Source organism: Egicoccus sp. AB-alg2 (assembly GCF_041821065.1).
GTDB lineage: Bacteria > Actinomycetota > Nitriliruptoria > Nitriliruptorales > Nitriliruptoraceae > Egicoccus.
In genome coordinates, this window is sequence record NZ_JBGUAX010000029.1 from 1 (window position 1) to 525 (window position 525).

At 68.6% G+C, this 525-nt stretch carries 1 protein-coding gene; it reads right to left on the minus strand.

The window, feature by feature from the left end:
- The coding region (locus ACERM0_RS22765) for a TOBE domain-containing protein (RefSeq protein WP_373680890.1) at window positions 1-525 on the minus strand (525 nt) is incomplete at both ends.

Sequence of the window (525 nt, forward strand, 5' to 3'; positions counted from 1 at the left end):
GGCGTGGCCGTTCTCGGGGTCGAAGAAGTGCAGGTGTTCGGTCTTGAACCCGATCTCGATCTGGGAACCGACCTTGGGCGGGTTGCCGGGCTCGGCCCGGGCGGTGAAGGTCTGCCCGCCGGTCTCGGCCTGGCGCTTGAGGTCCTCGAACGCTTCTTCGTCGTCGATCGCCTCACGCATGTCGTCGGACACGATCGGGGGCGAGTCGGTGCGGAAGTGGACCAGCATCTCCGCACCCAGCATCTCCACCAGCGTGACCTCCCGGCCCCGCCAGATCTGATCCGGCGCGACCTCGTCGGCCGGGGCGAAGTGCTCGGGCCGCAACCCGATCGCGACCTGCCCGCCATCGCGCTGGGCCGCCCCCGGATACTGCTCCAACGCCGCGTCCGGAACCCGCAGCCGGGTCTGGCCCCGATCCAGCTCGATGAACACCTTGCCGTCGTCCTTGACCAGCGTGGCCTGGGCGATGTTCATCGACGGTGAACCGATGAACCCGGCCACGAACAGGTTGTCGGGCCGGTCGTA